The sequence below is a fragment of the Pseudidiomarina tainanensis genome (assembly GCF_900115255.1).
Taxonomy (GTDB): Bacteria; Pseudomonadota; Gammaproteobacteria; order Enterobacterales; family Alteromonadaceae; genus Pseudidiomarina; species Pseudidiomarina tainanensis.
Window position 1 is genome coordinate 1,339,714 of the sequence record NZ_FOYU01000001.1, and the last position, 21,859, is coordinate 1,361,572.

General features: G+C 49.9%; 20 protein-coding genes, 1 other RNA gene and 2 pseudogenes. 6 read left to right on the forward strand and 17 right to left on the reverse strand.

The features are described from left to right. Position 1 precedes the first annotated feature (1 nt). The 12 genes from BM292_RS06460 to mraZ all read right to left on the reverse strand — a co-directional run bounded on the left by BM292_RS06460 (position 2) and on the right by mraZ (position 13,605). Complete coding sequence (locus BM292_RS06460) at positions 2–925, reverse strand: D-alanine--D-alanine ligase (protein WP_092856522.1); 924 nt, start codon at positions 923–925, stop codon at positions 2–4. Next, the gene (gene murC / locus BM292_RS06465; RefSeq protein ID WP_092856525.1) at positions 925–2,418 is read right to left on the reverse strand and encodes a UDP-N-acetylmuramate--L-alanine ligase; all 1,494 of its coding nucleotides are present in this window, start codon (positions 2,416–2,418) and stop codon (positions 925–927) included. The genes BM292_RS06460 and murC overlap by 1 nt, the downstream gene beginning before the upstream one ends. A gap of 2 nt (positions 2,419–2,420) precedes the next feature. Further along, on the reverse strand, positions 2,421–3,521 hold the full coding sequence (gene murG, locus BM292_RS06470) for an undecaprenyldiphospho-muramoylpentapeptide beta-N-acetylglucosaminyltransferase (RefSeq protein WP_092856528.1): 1,101 nt from the start codon (positions 3,519–3,521) through the stop codon (positions 2,421–2,423). Beyond that, positions 3,518–4,720 carry a cell division protein FtsW gene (gene ftsW, locus BM292_RS06475; protein WP_092856951.1) on the reverse strand — a complete coding sequence of 401 codons (1,203 nt, stop codon included), beginning with the start codon at positions 4,718–4,720 and terminating at the stop codon, positions 3,518–3,520. Before ftsW ends, murG begins: the two co-directional genes overlap by 4 nt. 64 nt (positions 4,721–4,784) lie before the next feature. Then, positions 4,785–6,149 carry a UDP-N-acetylmuramoyl-L-alanine--D-glutamate ligase gene (gene murD / locus BM292_RS06480; RefSeq protein ID WP_092856531.1) on the reverse strand — a complete coding sequence of 455 codons (1,365 nt, stop codon included), beginning with the start codon at positions 6,147–6,149 and terminating at the stop codon, positions 4,785–4,787. Between the two features lie 3 nt (positions 6,150–6,152). Beyond that, complete coding sequence (mraY, locus tag BM292_RS06485) at positions 6,153–7,235, reverse strand: phospho-N-acetylmuramoyl-pentapeptide-transferase (RefSeq protein WP_092856534.1); 1,083 nt, start codon at positions 7,233–7,235, stop codon at positions 6,153–6,155. After that, positions 7,229–8,671 carry a UDP-N-acetylmuramoyl-tripeptide--D-alanyl-D-alanine ligase gene (locus tag BM292_RS06490; protein WP_092856537.1) on the reverse strand — a complete coding sequence of 481 codons (1,443 nt, stop codon included), beginning with the start codon at positions 8,669–8,671 and terminating at the stop codon, positions 7,229–7,231. The genes mraY and BM292_RS06490 overlap by 7 nt, the downstream gene beginning before the upstream one ends. After that, positions 8,668–10,158 carry a UDP-N-acetylmuramoyl-L-alanyl-D-glutamate--2,6-diaminopimelate ligase gene (gene murE, locus BM292_RS06495; protein WP_092856540.1) on the reverse strand — a complete coding sequence of 497 codons (1,491 nt, stop codon included), beginning with the start codon at positions 10,156–10,158 and terminating at the stop codon, positions 8,668–8,670. The genes BM292_RS06490 and murE overlap by 4 nt, the downstream gene beginning before the upstream one ends. Beyond that, positions 10,151–11,899 (reverse strand): peptidoglycan D,D-transpeptidase FtsI family protein, encoded by a 1,749-nt coding sequence (locus tag BM292_RS06500; RefSeq protein WP_092856543.1) that lies wholly within the window; start codon positions 11,897–11,899, stop codon positions 10,151–10,153. The genes murE and BM292_RS06500 overlap by 8 nt, the downstream gene beginning before the upstream one ends. Further along, the gene (ftsL, locus tag BM292_RS06505; protein ID WP_092856547.1) at positions 11,890–12,207 is read right to left on the reverse strand and encodes a cell division protein FtsL; all 318 of its coding nucleotides are present in this window, start codon (positions 12,205–12,207) and stop codon (positions 11,890–11,892) included. The genes BM292_RS06500 and ftsL overlap by 10 nt, the downstream gene beginning before the upstream one ends. Next, positions 12,197–13,147 carry a 16S rRNA (cytosine(1402)-N(4))-methyltransferase RsmH gene (rsmH, locus tag BM292_RS06510; RefSeq protein WP_092856550.1) on the reverse strand — a complete coding sequence of 317 codons (951 nt, stop codon included), beginning with the start codon at positions 13,145–13,147 and terminating at the stop codon, positions 12,197–12,199. Before rsmH ends, ftsL begins: the two co-directional genes overlap by 11 nt. Then, the gene (mraZ, locus tag BM292_RS06515) at positions 13,147–13,605 is read right to left on the reverse strand and encodes a division/cell wall cluster transcriptional repressor MraZ (protein WP_092856553.1); all 459 of its coding nucleotides are present in this window, start codon (positions 13,603–13,605) and stop codon (positions 13,147–13,149) included. Before mraZ ends, rsmH begins: the two co-directional genes overlap by 1 nt. Positions 13,606–14,132: 527 nt before the next feature. Here mraZ and BM292_RS11870 point away from each other — a divergent pair. After that, positions 14,133–14,441: pseudogene (locus BM292_RS11870) on the forward strand (CHASE domain-containing protein); the annotation flags it as partial. Positions 14,442–14,462: 21 nt separating this feature from the next. On the opposite strand, the gene BM292_RS11750 reads toward BM292_RS11870, so the two are convergent. Next, complete coding sequence (locus BM292_RS11750) at positions 14,463–14,618, reverse strand: hypothetical protein (RefSeq protein ID WP_177203794.1); 156 nt, start codon at positions 14,616–14,618, stop codon at positions 14,463–14,465. A gap of 48 nt (positions 14,619–14,666) precedes the next feature. On the opposite strand from BM292_RS11750, the pseudogene BM292_RS11875 reads away from it, so the two are divergent. Continuing rightward, positions 14,667–15,896 (forward strand): annotated as a pseudogene (locus tag BM292_RS11875) (putative bifunctional diguanylate cyclase/phosphodiesterase); the annotation flags it as partial. Between the two features lie 146 nt (positions 15,897–16,042). Here the strand turns inward: BM292_RS11875 and rnpB are convergent. Then, positions 16,043–16,400: RNase P RNA component class A (gene rnpB, locus BM292_RS06530), an RNA gene on the reverse strand. Positions 16,401–16,411: 11 nt separating this feature from the next. Then, a complete protein-coding gene (gene rsmI / locus BM292_RS06535) occupies positions 16,412–17,263 on the reverse strand; it encodes a 16S rRNA (cytidine(1402)-2'-O)-methyltransferase (protein ID WP_092856555.1) in 852 nt (283 codons plus the stop codon). Positions 17,264–17,342: 79 nt separating this feature from the next. Here rsmI and BM292_RS06540 point away from each other — a divergent pair, with 79 nt between their 5' ends. From BM292_RS06540 to dolP, 4 genes are read left to right on the forward strand one after another with little or no spacing between them, the layout of a single operon-like run. Then, complete coding sequence (locus BM292_RS06540) at positions 17,343–19,220, forward strand: penicillin-binding protein activator (protein WP_092856558.1); 1,878 nt, start codon at positions 17,343–17,345, stop codon at positions 19,218–19,220. 18 nt (positions 19,221–19,238) lie between these two features. Beyond that, positions 19,239–19,589: a YraN family protein gene (locus BM292_RS06545; protein ID WP_092856561.1), complete on the forward strand. Its 351-nt coding sequence runs from the start codon at positions 19,239–19,241 to the stop codon at positions 19,587–19,589. A 9-nt stretch (positions 19,590–19,598) separates the two neighbouring features. Further along, entirely contained in the window at positions 19,599–20,168 is a 570-nt protein-coding gene (locus BM292_RS06550; RefSeq protein ID WP_092856564.1) for an SIS domain-containing protein, read from the forward strand. Next, the gene (dolP, locus tag BM292_RS06555) at positions 20,168–20,743 is read left to right on the forward strand and encodes a division/outer membrane stress-associated lipid-binding lipoprotein (RefSeq protein ID WP_092856567.1); all 576 of its coding nucleotides are present in this window, start codon (positions 20,168–20,170) and stop codon (positions 20,741–20,743) included. The genes BM292_RS06550 and dolP overlap by 1 nt, the downstream gene beginning before the upstream one ends. A gap of 14 nt (positions 20,744–20,757) precedes the next feature. On the opposite strand, the gene BM292_RS06560 is transcribed toward dolP, so the two are convergent. Together BM292_RS06560 and sspA are read right to left on the reverse strand one after the other, a co-directional pair. Further along, the gene (locus BM292_RS06560) at positions 20,758–21,213 is read right to left on the reverse strand and encodes a ClpXP protease specificity-enhancing factor (RefSeq protein WP_177203796.1); all 456 of its coding nucleotides are present in this window, start codon (positions 21,211–21,213) and stop codon (positions 20,758–20,760) included. Between the two features lie 11 nt (positions 21,214–21,224). Beyond that, positions 21,225–21,854, reverse strand: coding sequence for a stringent starvation protein SspA (gene sspA, locus BM292_RS06565; RefSeq protein WP_092856573.1), 630 nt, complete (start codon positions 21,852–21,854; stop codon positions 21,225–21,227). Positions 21,855–21,859: the final 5 nt, after the last annotated feature.

Sequence of the window (21,859 nt, forward strand, 5' to 3'; positions counted from 1 at the left end):
CCTACACCTCGCTAAGTTCGAGAATGCTTAAAACCAGTTGCTCGAAGCTCATGCCCACCGCTTTTGATGCCATCGGTACCAAGCTCTTGGTGGTCATGCCTGGCACCATGTTTGCTTCAAGTAACTTAAAATTACCGTTGTGATCGCACATCACATCAATGCGACCCCAGCCCTTGCCGCCAACCGCATGAAATGCCGTTACAGCCAATTGCTCTAAGGCGCGTTCTTCAAGTTCGCTTAAACCTGCAGGGCAATGATATTGCGTATCTCCCGCCTGGTACTTCGCGTCATAGTCATAAAATTCATGAGTCGACTGCACACGAATTGCCGGTAAAGCACGGTCGCCGAGAATCGATACGGTATACTCAGGACCACTCAACCAGCTCTCAACCAAGGCTTCACGATCGTATTTGTGTGCCAAAGCAACTGCTTGCTCAAGCTCTGCAGCATTGCGCGCTGGGCTCATGCCAATACTGCTACCTTCTTGGGCCGGCTTCACCATCACCTTGCCGCCCAAATCAGTGATCAGCGATTGCCAATCGATAGCACGCCCACGAGCGATGACAGCACTTTGCGCAACTGGCAAACCAGCGGATTGCCACACTTGCTTCGTGCGTACTTTATCCATCGCCAGCGCGCACCCTAACACGCCACTGCCGGTGTACGGAATGCCTAAATATTCGAGTGCACCTTGAATAGTGCCATCTTCACCACCGCGCCCATGCAATACAATAAATGCCCGGGTAAACTGTTGTTCGACTAACGCCGTCAATGGCTGTTCAGCTGGGTCAAAACCATGCGCGTCAATACCTTGCGCTTGCAATGCAGCGAGAACCGCCTGGCCCGAGCGCAACGACACTTCGCGCTCTGCTGAATGGCCGCCGAACAACACAGCGACTTTGCCAAACTCTGTCTTCGCGACCATTACTTGGTTTCTCCTTGCAATTCTTCAGCTTTCTGACGCAACTCGCTTGGTGCCAATTCAGTGGCAACTAAATCGCGGGCAATCGCGCCAATGTTGCCAGCGCCCTGCGCCAATAACATATCTTGCGGTTGCAATACATCAGCGAGTACTTTGTAAAGTGACGCTCGGTCACCCACATAAATCGGTTCCATTTGCCCGCGCATACGAATGGCGCGCGCTAAAGCACGGCTGTCGGCACCAGTCACCGGTGCTTCGCCGGCACTATACACATCCAGCAGCAACAACACATCAACTTCGCTTAACACATTGACAAAATCATCAAATAAATCGCGCGTACGTGAGTAACGATGCGGTTGAAACGCCATCACGATACGACGATCAGGCCAACCTGCGCGCGCTGCGGCAATGGTCACAGCAACTTCAGACGGGTGATGACCGTAATCATCAACTAACAAAACGTCACCAGTCTGACCATTGTGTTCGCTGGCAAACGCACCGAGGTGCTCAAAGCGACGACCAATGCCACCAAACTTTTCCAATGCCGCAATAATGGCGTCGTCACTGACGCCTTCATCGGTTGCCACAGCAATCGCAGCAAGCGCATTCAAAGCATTGTGTTTTCCCGGCAAATTCACAGTGACTTGCAATGGCTGATGGTGGGGACGATACACGGTAAATGAGCTCTGCCCGCCACGTTGCTGATAATTTGCAGCACGCACTTCGGCATCTTCGCTAAAACCATACGTGATGATTTGGCGGCCAACACGTGGGAGTAAATCGCGCACTACGGGATCATCGACACACATCACAGCCAAACCATAAAACGGTAGGTTGTGCAGAAAATCGATGTAAGTATCGAGCAACTTATTAAAGTCACCACCATAGGTGTCCATGTGGTCTGCTTCAATGTTGGTCACCACGGCCACCATCGGTTGTAAGTGCAAGAACGACGCGTCGGACTCATCGGCTTCAGCAATGAGATATTTGCTGGTGCCGAGTCGTGCGTTCGTACCGGCACTATTAAGCAAACCACCGATCACAAAAGTCGGATCTAACTGGGCTTCAGCAAACACACTCGCAATTAAGCTGGTCGTCGTTGTTTTACCATGCGTACCGGCAATCGCAACGCCATGCCGGAAACGCATCAGTTCAGCCAGCATCTCAGCACGACGAACCTGCGGAATCATCTGTTCCTTCGCCGCAACTAATTCTGGGTTATCCGCCTTGATAGCGGATGAGACAACAATGACATCAGCACCCTGAATGTTTGCCGCAACATGACCAATAAATATTTCTGCACCGAAGTTACGCAAGCGTTGCGTATTGGCGTTTTCAGCAATGTCAGACCCAGCAATGGTATATCCTTGGTTCAGCAGCACTTCAGCGATGCCGCCCATACCGGCGCCACCAATGCCGACAAAGTGAATGCGACGCACGCGGCGCATTTCCGGCACACTGACGACTGTAAATGGGGCTGACTTCTCTTGCTTCATTACTATTTGCCTACGTTAATTTGTTCTGGATTTGCCCAACGCTCACATTGGCTCACAACCACCTCTGTGGCATTCGGATAAGCAGCTTGCGCTGCATTCTTTTGCATCAGTTCGCGGGTTTCGCGATCTTGCAGTAATTCGTTTAGTAGCTGCACTAATGGCGTAATTTCTTGTAATTGCGCTTGTGGCAATAAACGTGCCGCACCAGCGCGAACTAATTCATTGGCATTCGCCGTTTGATGATCATCGACAGCGTGCGGTAATGGCACGAAAATCGCTGGCGTTGCAACCACAGCGAGTTCAGCCACAGTCAGCGCACCTGCTCGGCAAATCACTAAATCAGCTGAGCTGTAAGCGCTGTGCATATCATCGATAAAATCTTCGACGACTAAATTTGCAACAGTTGCATTGCTGTATGCTTGTTGCACCTCATGGCTCCGCCCTTGACCACATTGATGGTGGACGCTCAATTGTTGCTGAAGTTCAGCACTTAACTGCCCGATTGCCGCAGGCACTGCTTGGTTCAATGCTTGCGCACCAAGGCTGCCGCCAACAATAAGTAAGCGCACACTATCACTTGGTGCTTTATTCCCATTTGGCTTCAGCCAGTCAGCACGCAATGGGTTACCGACCACTTCGGCATTTGGTAGTTGCGCTTTTGCCGCCGCAAAACCTACCATCACGTGGTCGGCAATACGCGCTAGTACTTTATTGGTCATGCCGGCTACGGCGTTTTGTTCATGCACCAATAATGGAATACCCAGCGAACGAGCTGCTAGCCCCGCTGGACCACACACATAGCCACCAAACGACAGCAATAATTGTGATTGGTGGTTTTTTAACAAGTGTCGGCATTGACGAAATGCCTTAAATAAGCGCCACGGCGTACCCAACTTGCGCAACAGACCATGCCCACGCACACCTTGCATGGTAATTTGTTCCAATTTAAAGCCAGCGGCTGGTACAACCTTGCTCTCTAAGCGTTGCTCGGTGGTACCTAACCACACGACTTCCCAACCATAGCCTCGAAGTTGCTCAGCAACGGCTAATGCGGGGAAGACATGACCACCGGTTCCGGCAGCTGCGATCATGATGCGATTCATGCAGCACCTCCGGCTTTTGTGGCGCTGCGTCGACGCGGCGCAACTTTAATCTGACTAACGCGAACCTCATAATCGACTCGCAATAAAATGCCGATAGCCACACAGCTAATCAGTAAGCTGGTACCGCCATAACTAATCAATGGCAATGTCAGGCCTTTGGTCGGCAAAATGCCAGCAGCAGCGCCAATATTGACCATGGCTTGAAATGCAAACCAAATCCCAATGCCATAGGCGACAAAGCCACCGTACTGGTGACCCGCATGCAGGGCTTTGCGGCCAAGTTGCATGGTGCGAATCACCAAGGCAAACGACAGCACTAGAATTAATACAATGCCAAAGAAGCCCAACTCTTCGCCGACCACGGCCATAATGAAGTCGGTATGCGCCTCGGGCAAGTACTGTAATTTTTGAATACTGTTACCAAGGCCTTGCCCGAACCAATCACCTCGACCAAACGCCATGAGTGATTGGGTTAACTGATAACCGCTACCGAAAGGGTCTTCCCACGGGTCTAAAAAGGACACAACGCGACGCATCCGATATGGCTCTTTAACAATCAGCAAAACAATTGCCGCTGCAAAAGCAATCATTACGCCGAAGAATTGCCATAACCGCGCACCAGCCAAAAATAGCATCCCCACCGCAATACACGACATGACGACTAACGAGCCAAAGTCTGGTTGTAAGAGCAGCAACCCGGCGAACAAGAACAGCACCAATAATGGCTTCAAGAAGCCTTTGAGGTTTTCTTGTACCTCACCAACTCGGCGGGTTAAGTAGCTCGACATGTAAATAACAAAAAATAGTTTAGCGACTTCGGCCACTTGCAACGTGAGCGGACCGAGTTTAATCCAGCGTTTGGCGCCATTTACTTCATGACCAATAAACAACACCATAATCAGCATGCCCATTGAAATGAGTAACAGCGAGCTACTGCCGCTCGACCACCACTGGATGGGCACTTGAATCACCGTCAACATCAGCGCAACGCCAAGGCCAACATAAATGCCATGACGAATCATAAAATGGAATGGATTACCGGTAAGTCGCTCGGCTACTGGAAACGAGGCTGACGTTACCATGACCAAGCCAATCGCCATGAGCGCCAGTGCCAACCAGAGGAGCATACGGTCATACAAAAGCGTACGGTCAGTGGCGATCCACCAATCACGCCAGCGTTGCCAAGGCGGTACACTCATCGCCTCAAGCGACGACTGGATACCAAGTTCCAGCTGTTGCTCGGCGCTATGTGATGTACGCGCTTTATGCGCTCTTGCGACCATAATGGGCCTCCACTGCGGCGCGGAATTGCTCTCCACGCTGCTCGTAGTTCTTAAACATATCTAAACTGGCGCAAGCTGGTGACAACAGCACCATACTATTTGGCGTAGCCAATTGCGCGGCTGTTTCAACGGCTTCTTCGAGTGTTTTCACCCGCACTGCATGCTCGACTTGATTGGCGATTCGCTCACCATCTTTACCCAGCACAATCAGCACATCCACTTGCTGCAAAGCGGCACGGAAATGAACGAAGTCAGCACCTTTACCATCGCCGCCAGCAATCAGAATCAATTTCCCTTTAACCAACTGGCGGGTACCGAAAATTGCCGCTTCAGCGGCGCCAATATTCGTTGCCTTCGAGTCGTTAACCCACTGTACTTGTTGATACTCACCGATGAGTTCACAACGATGCGGTAACCCTTTGAACTGACGCGCGGCCTCCAGCACCTGTTCTGGCTCAACGCCAAAGGCATACACTAATGCCAGCGCAGCTTGCATATTGAGCAGGTTATGCACACCAGTAAGTTGTAACTCGCTGGCTTTTAATATGGGTTTGCCAGCAAAACTAATCGCGATTTCGCCGTTGTTATCAACGAGGCCAAATTTATCCGTGCCATCTTCAGTGCTTGGCGATAAACCAAAGGTCAACTGTGCATTGAGGGGCACCAATGATGGCGCAGTCATTTCTTGTTCACGATTCCAAACAGCGACATCAACGCGGTTATAAATACGATGTTTGGCGTTGGTGTAATCACGTAAATCGCTGTAGCGGTCCATGTGATCGTCACTAATATTCAAAATAGTTCCGGCACGCAGGTGCAGGTCATGCATCAACTCAAGTTGGAAACTTGAAAGTTCAAACACAAACACATCCGCTGGCTGCCCCACTAAATCTAAAACTGGGACGCCAATATTGCCGCCCATCGCAACTTTCTTGCCCACCGCAGTTAGTAATTCAGTCACTAATCGGGTTACCGTTGACTTACCATTGGAGCCGGTAATACCAATAACCGGCTTGTTAGCATGGCGCGCAAATAAATCCATATCACCAACAACTGGAATTGCGGCGTCTATGGCTAATTGCAAAGCTGGCGTACGCAAATCAACACCAGGACTCACAATCAGTAAGTCCATTGCTAAAACATGTTCAAGTTCGAGCGCGCCGGTGTGTATCTCGAGTTCAACGTCGAGGCTCTGCAATTCTTTCAGCCCTGGCGGCTCTGCACGCGTATCGAAAATAACCGGCGTAATATCGCGCTGCAGCAAATAGTGCACACACGACAACCCAGTCTGGCCGAGGCCGACCACACCGATTGTTTCATATGTATCTAATGCTGCTAGTTTCATCTGTTATCTCAGTTTCAAGGTTGCTAAACCAATCAATACGAACACCAAGCTTAAAATCCAAAAGCGCACGATGACGCGCGGCTCCGGCCAGCCTTTTAATTCGTAGTGATGATGAATAGGTGCCATGCGAAAGACCCGTTTGCCGCGCAATTTATACGAACCGACTTGTAACATCACACTCAGCGTTTCCATCACGAACACACCACCCATAATGAACAGCACGAGTTCTTGTCTCACCATCACCGCAATCACACCAAGTGCTGCACCTAGCGTCAATGAACCAACATCCCCCATGAATACCAGTGCTGGGTAGGTGTTAAACCAGAGGAAGCCGAGACCAGCACCAAATATAGCGGTACATACAATCAGGAGCTCACCGGAGAGCGGTAAGAATGGGATGTTTAAGTAACTGGCAAAATTAGCGTTACCTGAAGCATAAGCGAAGACACCCAATGCACCAGCGACCATTATCGTAGGTACAATCGCCAAGCCATCAAGGCCATCGGTCAGGTTCACAGCGTTACTGGTACCCACAATGACGAAATAGGCCAACAAGATATACATGAGGCCAAGTTGCGGCATAACATCTTTAAAAAATGGTACCAGCAACTGGGTTTCTGCACCCACAGTTGCATGCGCGTATAAATAGACTGCTGCGAGCGTCGCGATAAGCGATTGCCAAAAGTACTTCCAACGTGCCGGCAAACCGCGTGGATTTTTTTGGACGACTTTGCGGTAATCGTCAACAAAGCCCACCGCACCAAAGCCTAGTACTACGGCAAGTACAACTTGCACATAATGATTCGTTAAATCAGCCCAAAGTAAGGTTGAAAACACGATTGAAGCAATAATCAACACACCACCCATGGTTGGTGTGCCGGCTTTGCTTAAGTGACTTTGTGGACCGTCATCACGCACCGCTTGGCCAACTTGTAAACGTTGTAGATATTTAATGAGGGTCGGCCCCATCCACAACGAAATCAATAATGCGGTCAACACACTTAAAATCGCGCGCATGGTGAGGTACGAGATGACGTTAAACGCACTCGCAAATTGCGTGAGGTATTCCGCTAACCACACTAACATGCGTGCTTTCCTTCTGTTGAAGCCATTGGTTTTAATTCTTCCTGACGTTCTTTAAGGGCCTGCACCACGCGCTCCATATGCGCACTGCGTGACCCTTTCACTAAAATAGTAATAGGTGCTGGTGCTTGGTTGACTGTTTCGACAATCGCCGTCACCGCATTTTCCAATGTTGAAAAGTGGCGTCCACCGCGACCATTAAAGACTTCACTCGCACTTTGACTAAGCACGCCTACGGTATATAGGTTATCGATACCGGCGGTAATGGCATAAGCGCCGACTTCTTCATGATATTCGCGCGCTTGGCTGCCTAACTCGCCCATGTCGCCGAGTACCATCATGCGGTAACCGGGATATACTGCGAGCATGTCCAGCGCAGCTTTCACCGAGCCAACATTGGCGTTGTAGGTGTCGTCAATCAGTTGAATATGATCATTCAGACGGATCACATTCAAGCGTCCAGCAACTGGCGTTAATTGCGCTAATGCGGTCTGTGCATCGGCGAGCGCACAACCTACCGCAACTGCAGCACGAATGGCTACTAGTGCGTTGTCAACATTGTGTAAACCAGGCAGGTTCAGTTTAATATGGCCGGTTTGTGGTTGCTCACCAGTCAATTCGATATCGAATTCAGCACAACCTTGGGCGTCAACTTGCACGTTTGTTGCACGTACGGTTGGCTGTTGTTCACCTGAATCTTGCACCCGCCCAAAGGTTTCGTGCTTGGTACCCGCCAGCATTTGCGCCCAACCTTGGGCAAACTGCGAGTGCAATGGCGTGAGTGCAAGACCATGCGGCCCGAGCCCACGGAAAATTTCTGATTTCGCACGATACACACCGTGAATATCACCAAAGCCCTCAACATGCGCCGGTGCCACGTTATTGATAATGGCAACATCTGGTTGCGTGAGTCGTGTCGTGTATGCGATTTCACCCAGGTGATTAGCGCCTAGCTCAATCACTGCAAACTCATGTTGTGGCTCAATCCGCAACAAGGTTAATGGCACGCCAATGTCATTGTTGAAGTTACCGGCTGTTGCGAGCACCTCGCCACGCTGACGCAATATTGCGGCAAGCATTTCTTTCACGGTTGTTTTCCCGCTGCTGCCCGTAATAGCGACTGTTTTTGGTGCGACTTTCGCTTTCACGGCCGCGCCGAGTAATCCCAGTGCATAGCGAGTGTCATTGACAAAAATCTGGGGTGCTTTGGCACAAACGTCATCGGTTAGTTCACGCTCAACCATAATCGCTGCCGCACCGCTTTGTAGCGCTTGCGCAGCGAAGTCATGCGCGTCAAAATTTGGCCCTTTTAAAGCAATAAACAAGCAATCTTGCGGCAGCGTTCGTGTATCTGTGCTGACCTGATCGATCGTGCGGTTAGTACCGACTAAACGCCCTTCAACAGCAGCGGCGATCCATGCTAAATCAATACGAATCATGAGAGCTCCTCCGCGGCTGGTGCGGCGATGATTTCAGCAACCAAGGCTCGCTCGTTATAATCAATACGTTGTTGTCCAATTACCTGATAGTCTTCATGACCCTTACCCGCTAACAGCACAACATCATTAGCTTTGGCTTGGGCAATAACTTGGCGGACGGCGTTTTCGCGCCCCATAATCACCTGCACACGCTGGCGAGTTGGCATACCGGCCACGATATCCTGCACAATTTGCTCAGGTAACTCGGTACGCGGGTTGTCATCAGTCACGACGACCCGATCTGCCATGTCAGCAGCAACCGCACCCATTTGGGGACGCTTGCCGCGGTCTCTGTCACCACCACAACCAAAGACACACCATAATTGGCCAGCACAGTGCCGGCGCAATGCACCAAGAACTTGCTGGAGTGCGTCTGGCGTATGAGCGTAATCAACAATCACCAGAGGTTTGCCGTTGCTACCACCAAAGGCCTCCATACGCCCAGGTACCGCATGTAAATCATTACAAGCAGCGGCTACTTGTTGTGGTTCGTGCCCTAAACTAATCACTGCGGCCATTGCCGCAAGCAAGTTGTACACGTTAAAGCCGCCTAGGAGTGGTGACTGCACTGCTAATGTTTCGCTGTGCTGCGCGTCATAGCGCACATGCAAATTAAACTGGGTGCCGTCATGTTGGTATTTCACTTGCTCAGCCCAGATACTGCGGGCGGCGCTTTGTGGCGTTAAGCTGAAGCGCCAACTATCGCTACGATCAGGTAACCAAGCGGCAACCGCTGAGTCATCTGCATTTAACACGCTAAATTGGGTATCTAACTCGGTGAATAAGCGCCGCTTCGCGCCCGCATAGTTCGCCATAGTGCCGTGATAATCGAGGTGATCACGACTGATATTTGTTGCCACACCAACTTTAAAGTGCACAGCTTCAACGCGGCGCTGTACCAGTGCGTGTGATGACACTTCCATCGCCACCGCCTGCGCGCCTTCGCTACGCATGACATGCAATCGATGTTGCACGGCAATTGCATCGGGTGTGGTGTGTGTTTCAGGTAGCAAGCGACCAGGAAAGCCTGAGCCGGTTGTACCAATCACACCACAAGGCACGCCAAGCGACTCAAGCAATTGCGCCGCAATGTAGGTGACCGAGGTTTTGCCGTTGGTACCCGTCACGCCAATCACCTGTAGCGACTGCGAAGGTTCATGGAAAAAGCGCCCAGCAATGGCGGACAGTTTGTTCTTTAATTGCGGCACTTCAATTACCCAAGTGCGGCCGCGCAACTCCATGCCGACCGTTTCTGAGTCGGCCAATACAACAGCAGCACCGGCTTGAATGGCAGCATCGATATATTGACGACCATCCACTTGATAGCCAGGCACCGCCACAAACGCATCATTCGCTGCAACTTGACGACTGTCGAGTTTCAAACCACCGACTTTTACAGCCGGAAGTTGTAACGGATAATCTGGGAGTAAGGTCATCAGATCAATCATCTGAACCTCCAAAACCGGCAGCTTTTAACTGCGCATCGGCCAAATTATCTGGTGGAATGTTCATCACGCGTAACGCATCACTCACAATTTCAGCAAACACAGGAGCTGAAACCTCACTGCCATAATACTCATCGCCGCTCGGTTCGTTGACGGTTACCACCACCGCTAAGCGTGGATTACTAACTGGTGCAATACCAGCGAATAAGGTCACATACTCTTCGCCATAGCCGCCAGCAATAGCCTTCCGCGAGGTACCAGTTTTTCCTGCCACGCGATAACCGCGCACCTGCGCACGTTTACCTGAGCCATTCGCAACCACACTTTCAAGCATGGCTAACACAGTTTTTGCTGTTTTTTCAGAAATAACCTGCTCACCTTCCGGCGCACCTTCGCGGCGCTGAATGGTCAGCGGAACGCGCTTTCCACCGTTGCCAATTATCGCGTACATTTGTGCTAACTGGAGTGTGGTGGCTGACATACCATAACCGTACGACAACGTCGCAATCTCAAAATCGGACCAGCGTTGCCGATTCTGTAAAATCCCAAAACTCTCACCCAACATGGCGACCCCTGTATCATTCCCAAATCCCACCGCCGCGTAGGTATCTAACATGTTGTTAATTCCCGTAGCTAGTGCGATTTTGGCAGTGCCAACGTTGCTAGAGTTCTCTAAAATTTGTGTAATTGTTTGCTCGCCACGGTTAATCGGGTCGCTCACGCGGCGTCCGCCCAAGCGTAACCAACCCGGACTGGTATTAATCACATCATCAGGTTTAATCGCGCCCGCTTCTAAACCGGCAATCACCGCCAGTGGCTTCACCGTTGAACCCGGCTCATAAGCATCAGTAATCGCCCGATTACGCAGTTTATGTGGCTGCAAATCGTTGCGGTTATTAGGGTTGTAGGACGGGCTGTTGACCATTGCGAGTACCTCGCCGGTTTTCACGTCTAGAATCACTGCCGAGCCCGAAGTCGCCTGGTGATAGCGCACGGCCTTTTTGACTTCGGCATAAGCCAGTGATTGCAGACGTTGATCAATACTCAGCGTCAATTGTTGTGGTTGTTGCGCTTCGGTCACCCGAATTTCTTCAACAACCCGTCCTGCCGCATCCTTGCGATAAACTCGCTCGCCGGGTACACCGGTAAGCACTTGATTGTAAATCGCTTCTAAACCTTCAATACCGAGTCCGTCGATATCGGTAAAGCCCACCACATGAGCGGCAATTTCACCAGCTGGATAAAAGCGACGCGACTCTGTTTTGAGATAAACACCAGGGATACCCAGCTGTCGCACAAAGTCAGCAACGCCAGGTGTCACTTTACGTTCCAAATAAACGAAGCGACGCGACGGATCGGCTACTTTTTCAAGCAAGTCGTTTACATCGGTCCGGAACACTTCAGCAAGCGCTAACCAACGTTCGCGATTCGCCAAGCCGTCCCCTTCATGAACCCGCTTCGGATCCGCCCAAACGGTTTGTACTGGCACGCTGACCGCTAATTCGCGACCATTACGATCTAAAATGCTGCCACGTTGTACGGTGGTTGCATCGGCGCGAAGCGAACGACGGTCACCTTCGTAGATCAAGCGCTCAGGCTCAATCAATTGGATGTATGCGGCACGTGCCACCAGCGAGCCAAACACACCGAATACCACTAACAAGGCGAAGTAGAAACGTCCCTTGCTCAAATGTGGTTGCGCTTTTTTAACAGCGCGGCGGTTTGGCTTCGGTGTTATTGCCATGGCACTAGCACCTCCTGCTCGGCTTCAGCGCGCACCATATTGAGGCGTTGCTCGGCAATACGCTCAACGCGGTTATGTTCGGTTAAGGTATTCTGTTCAATTTGTAAATGGCGCCACTCAATATCAATCTCATCGCGTTGTGAGAGGAGATCATCACGCTCAATAGTCAGTAATCGATGGCTGTGTGAAACGTAAATCACTGCCATGGCGCTACCTATGACCATTAAAAACAGCAAAACCAACACGAGGTGTTGGCGCAAATCTTCAAACAAAACTGTCAACAACGCTGGTACTCGGCTAGCTTTCATAATCTAACCTCGCAGCAATTCTTAGCACGGAGCTCCGCGCTCTGGGGTTCACTTTAATTTCTGCCGCCGATGGTTTGATGGCTTTGCCAACTAGGCGCAAAGTTTGGCCGCGATCGAAGTCCGCGTCTCGGATTGGCAGCCCGGCTGGAATGGATCGGCCCTGTGCTTGCGCTCGCACAAAGCGCTTCACCATGCGGTCTTCGAGACTATGAAAACTAATCACCGCAAGCCGCCCCTCTGGTTTCAAACCACTCACAGCGGCAGTTAAGGCCGTTTCGATTTCATCGAGCTCGCCGTTGATATGAATACGGATACCCTGAAAGCTGCGGGTAGCAGGATGTTTGTGTTTGTCCTTAAATGGCACCGCCTGCGCAATTAACTCGGCAAGTTCACGCGTTGTTGAGAGCGGCTTTTCTTCACGTTGTTTCACAATGGCTTGCGCGATACGCCAAGCAAAACGCTCTTCACCGTATTCACGTAATACAAATGCAATGTCATCAGCGCTTGCGGTATTGAGGAAATCCGCTGCTGTCATACCAGTGCTGGTGTCCATGCGCATATCGAGTGGGCCTTCGCGCATGAAACTAAAACCTCGCTCAGCATCATCCAATTGTGGGGAGGAGACACCGAGGTCAAATAAAATACCGTCGAGCTTGCCGCGCAATTGCTGCGTTTCAAGCACCTCGTCTAAACGAGAAAATGGCGTGTGGATAATGGTAAATCGCGGGTCGTCACGCAAGGCTTCAGCGGCAGCGATAGCGGTGGGGTCGCGATCGAGTGCATAGAGTTTACCTTGCGTGTTTAATTCGGCCAGAATAGCGCGTGAATGCCCCCCTCTACCGAAGGTTGCATCTAAATAAATTCCGTCTGGTTTGATCGCAAGAGCCTCTATGGACTCTTGTAACAACACCGAGACGTGTTGTTGCGCTTCTATTGTCATTATAATGAGAAGTCTTGTAGTCGATCACTGTGTGCCAAGTCGTCTTCTTGCTCCGCTGCCATATCGGCTGCGATTTGCTCTTGCCATGCCGCTTCAGACCAAAGTTCGAACTTGTTGAGCTGACCAATAATCATGATCTTTTTGCTCAAGTCAGCATGTTGGCGCAGTGTTGGTGCGATCAAAATGCGACCATTTTTGTCCATTTGGCAGTCTTCGGCGTGACCCAGTAGCAAACGCTGGAGACGACGCTCCGCGGGGTTCATGCTTGATAAGGTGGTGAGCTTCTGTTCAATCAATTGCCATTGTGGCAATGGATACAGCAATAAACAGGGTTGCTTGATGTCGATGGTGCAGACCATTTGCCCGTCACAATCCAAAAGCAGACTCTTGCGATACTTTGCTGGTATCGCGAGCCGACCTTTGTCATCTAGACTGAGTGCTGCTGCGCCACGAAACATATTATTTGATCCACTATTACCCACAAATCCCCACAATGTGACAGTCTAGGTGCCGATCTTTCCACCTGTCAAGAAAAAATGATGTGTTTGCGATGTGTAACAGCGCTTGACGGAAAGGATTAGGTAAAGGATGATGCGAATACTATGTCAAACAGCATATAATTCTAATAATAAGCTTTCTCATATAAATGAAGCAGATAGATGTTGTGAGTTTTCCAGATAAGTTCGGTAAGCAGTCCGAACGATGGCGTTTATTGCGCTACCTTGTTGTTGTGCTATTTATTGCATCGGCTTTGTTGTACGCGGTGTACTTGGTTGTCGACGGCGAGCGACAGCAGCAACTGGAAATAGAAAAACGTCGAGCTAGCGAACACTTAAGCTCGATGCGCGGCCAAATTGAACAGCGCCTGCAAGCCAACATGCTCGCGTTACGTGCCCTGCGTCCTGAAATTCTATGGCAAGATTCGCCCGACCGTGTTCGTCTTCAACATATCATCGATGAGTTTCTCTCTTCTAATCTCGACATCATGCATGTCGCGCTTGCGCCTGATTTAATCGTTAAGTTTGTTTATCCGGTTGAAGGTAACCAATCCATGATTGGTTTTAATTATCGCCTTGATACCGACCAATATGCAGGTATATTGCGCGCAGTCGCCGTCAAAGATGTGGTATTGACGGGGCCATTGCGACTGACTCAAGGCCGTGATGCATTGATTGCACGGATGCCGATCTTTCGCAACGACCGATCATTGTGGGGCGTCGCCTCTTTAGTCATTGATCATGTGCACTTACTTGAAGGCGTTCGGTTTTATCAACACCCAAATTATTCGTTTGCCATTCGTCATGCAAAAAATGACTTAAACCCGAATCCAATCCCGTTTGCCGGCAATGCCGATGTGTTCAATGCCGACGCACTCACTGCCGATATTTCCTTCCCACGCGGTCGCTGGGAGCTCGCTGCGTTTCCGCGTGATGGGCAATGGGTTGCCACCAACGCCGACTTTTGGTTGCATTGGGCGATTGGCATTGGCCTTACAGCAGTAATCTTATCCGCATTCTTGATGCTGATTTTTACCCAGCATCGCTTACGTGGCGCTATTTCAACGATTGCCTATCAAGCGCGTTACGATGGCTTAACCGATTTACCAAATCGTAATTTCTTCTCTGAACAACTGGGCGCCGATATTCGATCAGCATTGCGCAACCAGCAGAAATTTGCATTGTTAGTGCTCGACCTTGATCACTTACGCGAAATCAACGATGTATTAGGCCATGAAGTTGGTGATGCGCTATTGCAGCGCGTTGCCGAACGTATTCGTACCAGTATTCGTGAAGATGATTTATTAGCACGGATTGGCGGCGATGAATTTGCCATTGTACTGCGTGACCTCAACGACCCGAGTGAAGCGGAAATTCGTGCCAAAGCGATTATGAACGATCTCTTGCACACGCTCGATATCGAGCACAACCATATTAATATGACCGCCAGTACCGGTATCGCGATGTTCCCGCATGACGGCCAAGAAGTGCAACAGCTATTGAAGCACGCCGAATTAGCGATGTACGCAGCCAAAGCGCAAGGCGCAATGAGCGTGCACTTTTTTGATGAGCAACTGCGCCAAAGTACCGAGCGCGATATTAATTTGCACCATCAAATTATTAAGGGCATCGAGGCGGAACAATTTGAAGTGCATTATCAACCTGTCATTGAAACCGAAACTGGGTTACTGACACGTTGTGAAGCGCTCATTCGATGGACTCACCCAGAACGCGGCGCGATTTCGCCAGCGGAATTTATCCCGATTGCAGAAAAAACCGGTGCGATTATTGGGTTAGGTGATTTCGTATTACGTCAGGTGGTACGCGATTGGAAGAAAATGCATGAAGCTGGTCTTGATTTGGCCGTTGCGCTTAACCGTTCGCCGCGCGAATTTAACGACCGCCAAGCAGCAACACACTGGCTTAACGTGATTGCGGCGGCCGATGTTCCAACCAACCGCCTGATGTTCGAAATTACCGAATCAATGCTCATGCGCAATAAAGAACGACAGTTCGCTAACTTAAGAAAGCTGCGCGATGCCGGTATTTCGTTAGCTATTGATGACTTTGGTACCGGTTACTCAAGTTTGAACTACCTGCGCTCCTACCCCATCGATGTGATTAAGATTGACCGTAGCTTCTTGCATAATGTACCGCATCAAGGCCAACAAAAAGCGCTAGTTGAAGTGTTGATTCGTATTGCTCACACGTTGAATATGAGTGTGGTTGCTGAAGGCGTTGAGCATGAACAACAAGTTGAGTTCTTACAACAGCAAAAATGTCATTACCAACAAGGCTTCTTCTACGGCCGAGCGATGCCACTGAACGAGTTTATTCGTTTTACTCAACAATTTAATCGCGATGTATTAGAGGGTCGTTCTGATACTGAAAAAGATGTGTCGGGAGCCAGCCGATAAGCCGGGTTCTGTCGAGGACAATCATTCGTCTAGCCACTAGATCACTCTAGCGTTCAAGCAGTCTACCCGGGTTCAACGCGGGCCGCGCCAATGAACCCCTATTTGACCTTGCTCCGGGTGGAGTTTACCGTGCCACGAACTGTTGCCAGTCGCGCGGTGCGCTCTTACCGCACCCTTTCACCCTTACCTGATCCTACTTGCGTAGGCCATCGGCGGTTTGCTCTCTGTTGCACTAGTCGTCGGCTTACGCCGCCCAGACGTTATCTGGCACCCTGCCCTATGGAGCCCGGACTTTCCTCCCCCTATGCTAACATAGGCAGCGATTGCCTGGCTGACTCCCGGAGCGCATTCTACTGGTTATCTTGCTCGAGCGCCAGCTGATACAGTGTGTTTTTGCGCGCCCCATGAATTTCCGCGGCAAGCGCGGCGGCCTTTTTCAAAGGAAGTTCTTTGCGCAACAAATTTAGTGTTTTTAACGCCGCAGGATTGACGTCATCAGCTTCAACTTCAGGCGCGCCGCCAAGAATTAATACCATTTCACCACGCTGTTGATTACTGTCACTCAGCACTTGCTGTTGTACTTCAGCAATTGTACCGCTTAAATAAGTTTCAAATTGCTTGGTGAGCTCACGTGCCAGAACAAGTGGACGCTCGGTGCCGATCGTTGTGACCATATCCGCTAAGGTGTCGACAATGCGATGTGGCGATTCATAAAAAACCAAGGTCCGTGTATCTGTGGCCACCTGCTCGAGCCGTTTACGACGTTGCTGCGGCTTGGCTGGCAAAAATCCTTCGAAACTAAACCGAGCAGTCGGTAGCCCAGCACCAGATAACGCCGTGACAAATGCACAGGCACCCGGTAATGCGACAACTTTTAGACCGGCTTGACGACATTGTTGGACCAACACATAGCCAGGATCAGAGATTAGAGGCGTGCCGGCATCACTGATAAGCGCAATGGTTTCGCCCTTTTGTAATCGCTCAATGACTTGCTCTGCGCGTTGTCGCTCGTTGTGTTCATGCAATGCAAACAAGTTGGCACGAATACCAAGATGCTGCATTAACTGTCCGCTATGGCGGGTATCTTCAGCAGCAATGGCATCACAAGAGCGTAGGATTTGAATTGAACGCTCCGTCATATCCGCCAAATTACCTATGGGTGTTGGCACAATATATAAACAGCCAACGGTTTCGGTACTCATGTTAACCCCTTGTAAGAACCTCGCGGCGCGATTGTGATGCCTTGCCGTACGGTTTATAGTATGACCCATTGCAGAAACCATGGGTAAATTCAAAATGTCTGTTGCTATTGTGCCAAAGAAGCTCCTGTTGTGCATGGTTATTGTCACACTTTTCAGTGGACTCAATGGCTGTTCGTCGGGGCCGCGAGCGCCATCATCACAACCAGAGGTCAGTGAATCAGCATCTGAGTTTACAGCAGTTCCGTTAGATGAGCGTTTTCGATCTGCACAGAGCTGGCTCGCCAATGCCCGATTGATGACCGGCAGCGAACAAGTTGATGCATTATTACAAGCGGCGGCGACGTTTCAGCGCGACGGCGAATGGCAACAAAGTGCGGCGGTGATTGCGCAAGTTCAACGCCACTTTGAATCAAACGAACTCAGTAGTGCGCAACAACAACTGATGGCGTTGTTAGAAGCGCGTTTCGCTGGCCGCGAAGATCGTTGGACCTACGTCGAGTCATTACTCAAACCGCTTCTTAAACCGCGTTTATCAGTAAATTATCCAACTCAGACTCTCGAGCTTGCATTAAAATCAGCAAGCGCGCAGCAACATTGGGAAGAAGCCGCTAGCTATCATCTACAACTACTCAATGTGGCACCGGAGAGTACCTCACCCGAACAAGTTTGGCGGACCTTGCGTCAAGTGAATAAACCTGAACGTATCGTGCTACCGCCGAGTTTTGAACGCAGTGAAGAAGTAGCTGGTTGGTCGGCATTGGTTAAGTCTTTGCACCAAATTAGTGCAGCGCCTGAACAGCTGGATTCCATACTAACCCAGTGGCAGAGTGAATTTGCTAATCATCCGGCTCAATTCGTCGTTGATAACTTAATAGCGTTGACCGCACAGTCGCGCCAGACCGCACTCGTTTTGCTCCCATTAACAGGCCAATATGCAGAGCAAGGTTTAGCCGTGCGTGACGGTCTAATTAAAGGTTTAAGCCGATTACCGCAAGTACACGCGCAGTTTATTGATACCAATACGCTAGATTTCGCATCGCTACCTGAATTACTCCAGCAATACCAAGCGAATGTGCTAATCGGTCCATTGTTGAAACCGAATATAGCGGCTATTGATGCAACGCTATTACCTGAAGCGTTACCTTGGCTAACGCTCAATGAGCCGAGTGGTCAACTCGCCACCACATTATCGCAACAATACTTTTTTGCGTTAGATGCCGAGACAGAAATTCGTCAAGCCGCCAAACATATGGCGCAACAAGGGCATCGCCATCCCATTGTATTAGCGCCAGCGACGGAACGCGGTTCGCAACATGCGCAAGTATTCAAAACAGCTTGGCAAGAACAGTTTACTGATCCCGCAGCGATTTCAATGGGCGATTATCGCAATACGGAAGAGATGAAATCGGCAGTGCAAGATCAACTGGGGGTAACAGCCAGTGAAGCGCGAATTTACCAGGTAAAAATCGCCGCAGGTAAAATTATTGTGGATGCGCAAGCGCGCAGTCGAGCCGACGTCGATGCAGTTTACTTAGTAGGAGGCATTGAGCAAACCCGCCTGCTTAAGCCTTTTATTGACGTCAACATCTCACCATTTATGAAAGCGCTGCCTGTTTATGCAAACTCGGGTAGCCACACACTGCGTAACGATTTAAGCGAGAATGATCTCGACGCGGTGCGCTTTACCGATGCACCATGGCTATTGCCAGGGCACAGTGAAGCACAACAACTCGAAGATTTACTCGAGTTAAGAAGCAATTGGGGCTACAGTACAGCGCGCTTAGTCGCCTTTGGCCATGATGCGTTACTGTTGAGCCAACGATTGCCACTATTACAGACGATGCCGGGCATTACTGCCCAAGGGCTAACAGGAGAGCTAACCGTTCACAATAACCAAGTGATTCGCGAGTTAAACTGGGCTCGTTTCGACGGGCACGAGGTTGTCGCTGGTCAGTAACTCAATGAGGGGCAAGGAATGTCACGCAAAGATATGGGTAAGGACGGGGAAGATCTTGCCCGTGGATTACTTGAGCGTCACGGTTTAGAGCATGTCGAAAGTAACTATACTTGCGATATGGGCGAAATTGATTTGATCATGCGAGATACGGATACTTGGGTATTCGTTGAAGTGAAAAGTCGCAGTAACGAGCAATTTGCCAGTGTCGTGGAACAGATTACCGCTGCGCAGTGTCAAAGAATCAGACGTTGTGCTCAACTCTTTCTTATACAACAAAATTTGAATGAGCACGTCACGCGCATGCGCTTTGATGTGGTCGCCATTGTCATGGACTATGAGCAAGCGCAGTGGTTGCAAGATGCGTTTTAACGAGGTGATATGCAGGATCCTATAAAAACCTTATTTACTGAATGTATTCAAACTCAAATTGCTGCGGCTGACATGTTGCAAGAGCCCATTGAGTTAGCGTGCAACCTATTAGTCGAATCACTCCTGAATGGACGTAAAGTCTATTGCTGTGGTGAAGGTCTTGCCCATGCAACGTCACGCCATTTTGCGCATATTATGCTGACTGGCTTGAGTTTCGAGCGCCCGCCCTTTCCGGTAACATCATTGCACGCCGACTACGGTGCGCTTGAATACAATCGGATGTTTGCACAACAAATACAAGCGGTAGGCCAGCCGAACGATGTACTTATTGTATTTAACGCCGCGGAGCGTGCTCCGCGTGTTAGCCGTGCGATGGAAGCGGCACTCAGTCGCAATATGCTGATTATTGCACTCACGCAAAATAGCGATGTAGATATTGCCGGCTTGCTCGGTCCTGATGACGTTGAAATTCGTATTCCAACCAGCAATGCCGCACGTGCAAGTGAGCACCTGTTACAAATTTCAAATATGCTGTGCAGTGTCGCAGAACAACGAATTTTCCCTCAGGAGACAGATTAATGACCGAACGTCGGAAGTTTTTGCCTGTAGCGGTATTAAGCACCGCATTAGTTGTGAGTTTAAGTGGTTGTGCCGCGGCACTCGTCGGAGCTACCGCAGTTGGCATTTCAGCTGCCACGGACACCCGCAGTATTGGGACTCAAATTGATGACCAAACCATTGAAGTGCGAGTTATCACCGCACTGAAGGGCGATGATCGCCTCGACGATTCACGGGTACAGGTCGTGTCTTTCAACCGTTCAGTATTGTTACTAGGTCAAGTGACAAATAGTTCTTTGCGCGACTTAGCAAGCCACATCGTGCGCAATACGCAAGGTGTCGACCGCGTTCACAATGAGCTGAAAGTCGCCCCTGTAATTTCGCTCGGTCAGATCAGCAAAGACACTTATATCACGAGTAAAATCAAAGCGAAGTTTATCGCAAATGAAAATATCAAAACCAGTGATATTAAAGTCGTAACCGAAAACGGTGAAGTGGCATTGATGGGGTTGGTTGAGCGTGATATCGCGCGTCAGGCAATTGATATTGCGCGTAACATTAACGGTGTGACTCGCGTCATTGATGCCTTTGAATAAAGGCAATTAGACTCTTATTTAACGACGCGCAAATGTGAACCGGAAGATTTTTTCTTCTGGCTTTCTTTTTTCTGTGGCTTAGCACTTTGCTCTTCAGACTTATTACCGGATTCAACTGGCTTTGGAGAAACCGGCGCTACGGCAGCAGGATTGTCATAAAACGGTTCCGGTTCAAACATGCTCCCGGCGCCATTTTCACGTGCGTACATTGCTAAAATTGCCCCCATTGGGACAATAACTCGGTGTGGGTCGCCCGAGAATCGGGCATTGAATTGAACCGCATCGTTGTCAGCAATGAAGTTAGTGACTGCGGTAGGGGAAATATTCAAAATAATTTGTCCATCTTGGACAAACTGCCACGGCACCTGACAACCAGGATAATCAGCATCTACCGCTAAATGAGGGGTTAGCTGATTATCCAGAATCCATTCATACATCGCCCGCACTAGGTACGGGCGACGTGGTGTCATCGCCTCATCACTCACCGACCTAGATCTCTCTCAACATCGGTAAGCGACTCTTGGAATGACTCACGCTCAAATACGCGAACCATGTAGGCTTTTACTTCCTTCGCACCAGCACCTTCTAATTGGATACCATATAGCGGCAAACGCCACAGCAACGGTGCCAAATAGCAATCGACTAGGCTGAACTCTTCGCTCATGAAGAATGGTGAATCAGCGAACAATGGTGCTAGCGCAAGAATACCTTCACGCAGTTCTTGACGTGCTGCATCTGCGCCTTTACCACCTGCCAAAATTTTATCCGCAAGCGCATACCAATCACGGTCGATGCGATACATCATCAAACGGCTAGTACCACGTGCAACCGGATAAACCGGCATCAATGGCGGATGCGGGAAACGTTCATCAAGGTATTCCATGATGATATGAGCGTTATATAGCACTAACTCACGATCCACCAACGTTGGCAATGCATCCGCATATGGGTTGAGTTGCATGAGATCTTCTGGGAGATTATCTGGCTCCACAAAAGTAATCTCAACGCCCACACCCTTTTCAGCAAGCACGATACGTGTTTGATGGCTGCGTAAGTCATTTACGCCCGAATATAAGGTCATCACTGACCGTTTGTTTGCCGCAACCGACATGTTGT

Excerpts from the sequence above, each read along its gene's own strand:
- BM292_RS06460 (WP_092856522.1), bottom strand. The coding sequence starts at position 925 with ATGGTCGCGAAGACAGAGTTTGGCAAAGTCGCTGTGTTGTTCGGCGGC.
- murC (WP_092856525.1), bottom strand. The coding sequence starts at position 2,418 with ATGAAGCAAGAGAAGTCAGCCCCATTTACAGTCGTCAGTGTGCCGGAA.
- murG (WP_092856528.1), bottom strand. The coding sequence starts at position 3,521 with ATGAATCGCATCATGATCGCAGCTGCCGGAACCGGTGGTCATGTCTTC.
- ftsW (WP_092856951.1), bottom strand. The coding sequence starts at position 4,720 with ATGAGTGTACCGCCTTGGCAACGCTGGCGTGATTGGTGGATCGCCACT.
- murD (WP_092856531.1), bottom strand. The coding sequence starts at position 6,149 with ATGAAACTAGCAGCATTAGATACATATGAAACAATCGGTGTGGTCGGC.
- mraY (WP_092856534.1), bottom strand. The coding sequence starts at position 7,235 with ATGTTAGTGTGGTTAGCGGAATACCTCACGCAATTTGCGAGTGCGTTT.
- BM292_RS06490 (WP_092856537.1), bottom strand. The coding sequence starts at position 8,671 with ATGATTCGTATTGATTTAGCATGGATCGCCGCTGCTGTTGAAGGGCGT.
- murE (WP_092856540.1), bottom strand. The coding sequence starts at position 10,158 with ATGATTGATCTGATGACCTTACTCCCAGATTATCCGTTACAACTTCCG.
- BM292_RS06500 (WP_092856543.1), bottom strand. The coding sequence starts at position 11,899 with ATGGCAATAACACCGAAGCCAAACCGCCGCGCTGTTAAAAAAGCGCAA.
- ftsL (WP_092856547.1), bottom strand. The coding sequence starts at position 12,207 with ATGAAAGCTAGCCGAGTACCAGCGTTGTTGACAGTTTTGTTTGAAGAT.
- rsmH (WP_092856550.1), bottom strand. The coding sequence starts at position 13,147 with ATGACAATAGAAGCGCAACAACACGTCTCGGTGTTGTTACAAGAGTCC.
- mraZ (WP_092856553.1), bottom strand. The coding sequence starts at position 13,605 with ATGTTTCGTGGCGCAGCAGCACTCAGTCTAGATGACAAAGGTCGGCTC.
- BM292_RS11750 (WP_177203794.1), bottom strand. The coding sequence starts at position 14,618 with ATGCAACCAAAAGTCGGCGTTGGTGGCAACCCATTGCCCATCACGCGG.
- rsmI (WP_092856555.1), bottom strand. The coding sequence starts at position 17,263 with ATGAGTACCGAAACCGTTGGCTGTTTATATATTGTGCCAACACCCATA.
- BM292_RS06540 (WP_092856558.1), top strand. The coding sequence starts at position 17,343 with ATGGGTAAATTCAAAATGTCTGTTGCTATTGTGCCAAAGAAGCTCCTG.
- BM292_RS06545 (WP_092856561.1), top strand. The coding sequence starts at position 19,239 with ATGTCACGCAAAGATATGGGTAAGGACGGGGAAGATCTTGCCCGTGGA.
- BM292_RS06550 (WP_092856564.1), top strand. The coding sequence starts at position 19,599 with ATGCAGGATCCTATAAAAACCTTATTTACTGAATGTATTCAAACTCAA.
- dolP (WP_092856567.1), top strand. The coding sequence starts at position 20,168 with ATGACCGAACGTCGGAAGTTTTTGCCTGTAGCGGTATTAAGCACCGCA.
- BM292_RS06560 (WP_177203796.1), bottom strand. The coding sequence starts at position 21,213 with ATGACACCACGTCGCCCGTACCTAGTGCGGGCGATGTATGAATGGATT.
- sspA (WP_092856573.1), bottom strand. The coding sequence starts at position 21,854 with ATGTCGGTTGCGGCAAACAAACGGTCAGTGATGACCTTATATTCGGGC.